Source organism: Microcoleus sp. Aus8_D2 (assembly GCF_036702665.1).
Taxonomy (GTDB): domain Bacteria; phylum Cyanobacteriota; class Cyanobacteriia; order Cyanobacteriales; family Microcoleaceae; genus Microcoleus.
Genome location: NZ_JAUBUN010000103.1, coordinates 1 through 2,121, shown reverse-complemented (window position 1 = coordinate 2,121; position 2,121 = coordinate 1). Strand labels below are relative to the sequence as shown.

Annotated in this window: 2 protein-coding genes; both read left to right on the top strand. The window is 48.8% G+C overall.

From position 1 onward, the window contains the following. On the top strand, positions 1-262 hold a 262-nt coding region (locus QUB64_RS32820), incomplete at its 5' end, for a hypothetical protein (RefSeq protein WP_333271567.1). A gap of 130 nt (positions 263-392) precedes the next feature. Further along, the gene (locus tag QUB64_RS32815) at positions 393-2,033 is read left to right on the top strand and encodes a DUF6930 domain-containing protein (RefSeq protein ID WP_333271569.1); all 1,641 of its coding nucleotides are present in this window, start codon (positions 393-395) and stop codon (positions 2,031-2,033) included. Positions 2,034-2,121: the final 88 nt, after the last annotated feature.

Below are 2,121 nucleotides of genomic sequence, written 5' to 3'. Positions count from 1 at the left end.
GGTCATTTTACCCGCTCGCGAAGTCGAAGGGTGGTCATTGGTCATTTTACCCGCTCGCGAAGTCGAAGGGTGGTCATCAGTCATCAGTCATCAGTCAGTCACCTGCTTTCCTACCAACTGCCAACTGTCAACTGTCAACTGCCCACTATCAACTGCCAACTGCCAACTACCAACTGTCAACTGCCAACTGCCAACTGCTTTCCTACCAACTACCAACTGTCAACTGTCAACTGTCAACTGTCAACTGAAGGCAGAATTTTGAGTTTTAAAATTTTAATTCCCGCAGCGCCTTCCCAGCTTGATGTCCTCTCCCCCTATAGGGTTTATGATTGAGAAGCAGCGGTTGACCCTTTGTGGCACCGCAACAATGCTTCACCCAACGGGCTTACTCTATGGCAGCGCTGAATCGCTCTACTCTTCGTCGGCTACAAAACTTACCTCAAATTCCCAGCGTGTGGGAGGGCGACCGCCGACCGTTATCTAATGCTGACTCGCACATGATGCTAGAGGACGACGACGATCCAGAAGCCGGTGGCGAGTGCATTCTCTGGGTGGACGGCTCTGAAGGCATTGTGAGGGCTATGGACATGGTAAGCCCAGATGCCGGCCCAGAGGCGATCGTCCGGGCTCTGCTGCGGGCAATGGAACATCCCCAAAGTCCGGCTCCCTCAGTCCGCCCCCAAAAAATCGTCGTCAAAAACCGAGAAATTCAATTTTACCTGCGGGGCGTACTTCAAGATTTAGGCATTTCCATTGACTACGTGCCGGAATTGCCCCTAATTGATGAAATATTTCGGGGCATGGAAGAGGTGGCTGTCAATCGCCCTCCCGAATTACCGCCTGAGTACGCCGAAGTGCTAATGGAAAAAGCCGCTCAAATTTGGCACGATGCTCCGTGGCGGACTTTGAGCGAACACCAAATTATATCTATTGAAATCAATCAGTGGGATGTCGCCAGCCTCTACGTGTCGGTATTGGGGCAAGGCAGAATGGATTACGGAGTTTTGCTATATCGCTCTTTAGAATCCTTGAAGCGGTTTCGAGAGCGAGTGGTCAATGATGACTCTTTTGAAGATTTAGAACAGGCTTTTTTAGGGCAAGACTGTTTGTTTCTCACCTTTGAAAGTGCCGGCGATATTGATGAGGACGAAGACGAAGAAATTGATTTGGCCGATTTGCCTCCATCGGAAATTGAACCGAATTTTGGCAACCTGCATCCTTTAGAAGGATTGCGATCGATTCTTTACGAAGAAGAAGCCGTCACGATGTTAGTTGCTCTCGAAGCATTTCACCGCTTTTTTCGCAACGGCCGCCGGAAATTGGGAGCAGAGACGTTTCCCGAACTCAGCAGCCGCTACCGCATCCCTGTTCCCCAGTCTGACGGAGAAATTCAACAGATATCCGTTAAAGTTTCGACGATGCCCCAGGTCTCCGACGAACTATTAGAGATGCTCGGTGATGACGATGATGACGATGATGATGAATTTGAAATGCCCCTGCTTCGCGACGATTTAGTACCGCCCAATTCATTTTTGAGTCTCGGCGTCGTACCTTGGGCAACCGTAGATTTTCTGCGCGGAAATGCCCAGTTTCACCAAGGTGCAGAAATTGATATTAATGCCGCCGGAGACGGTTTGCCGGTGGTGATGATCCAAACTTCCAATCCCAAGGCAAAAACTATGATTCAAGATTTGAAAGAAGCTGGAGGGGTAAAGGCAATTTGTTTTAATCCGGGCGAAGATCCTTTTCAAGACGAGCAATACGACTTGGGTATTTTGCAAACTAAAAATGGGGAACTGTATTTGTTTGGGGAGTTTAATGAAAACGACCCGGTGCATCAGGAAGCTCGCAAAAAGTGGGAGCGCCGCTGTAAATTAACGAGCGGTTGGTGCGGTTTGGTGATTGCTAAAGGATTGATGGGTGCTTCTCGCGGTCAGCCTCAATTTAAGGATATGATCGCTTTGTTTGAGGTGCGCTGGGTGTCTGCTAAAGATTTAGGAATTGGGCCGCTTCAGTTGATGCCGATGTTTTGAAGTCAGTAGTCAATAGTCAGTAGTCAGTAGTCAGTAGTCAGTAGTCAGTAGTCAGTAGTCAGTAGTCAGTAGTCAGTAGTCAGTAGTC